This is a genomic window from Photobacterium sp. R1 (assembly GCF_054600795.1).
In genome coordinates this window covers 1-385 of the sequence record NZ_BAAHZP010000176.1, presented here as the reverse complement: position 1 = coordinate 385, position 385 = coordinate 1, and the positions used below count along the sequence as shown (strand labels likewise).

Annotated in this window: 1 protein-coding gene; it reads left to right on the top strand. The window is 46.5% G+C overall.

What is annotated here, in order from left to right:
* On the top strand, positions 1-171 hold a 171-nt coding region (locus tag ACYP03_RS24550), incomplete at its 5' end, for a DUF7709 family protein (protein ID WP_459782456.1).
* Positions 172-385 lie beyond the last annotated feature (214 nt).

The following is a 385-nucleotide window of genomic DNA, read 5'->3' as shown; positions in this document are numbered from 1 at the left end:
CTTTATAATGCGGGTCAGCGGGGAATCATCGAGAAAGAGCTGGAGCTGGCAATCCCTACATTGATAAAAGTCGGATTATTTGATCTCTTTAGGCCTGATGAGTGGGTTAACGGTGCAAACCCGGGTCGCCGCTTCGTCGGTTTAAAAGCCAAGCAATACCTGGCTGGCTAAAAGGCGAGAAAAGTAACGATTTTGCATGGGAGCAAAGAAAAGACAAAGCAAGCATTCTGCCCGTCATATTGTCTGTTGCTAAACTTAAGTTAAGAACAGGTAATATGACGGGTGGCTCCATGCACGAATACCTTCAGCTCGACCCCCATTACGACATATATTTTCTGTCTGATCCACACGGACAGTATGCGCTGCTGCAAGATGTACTGAAGGA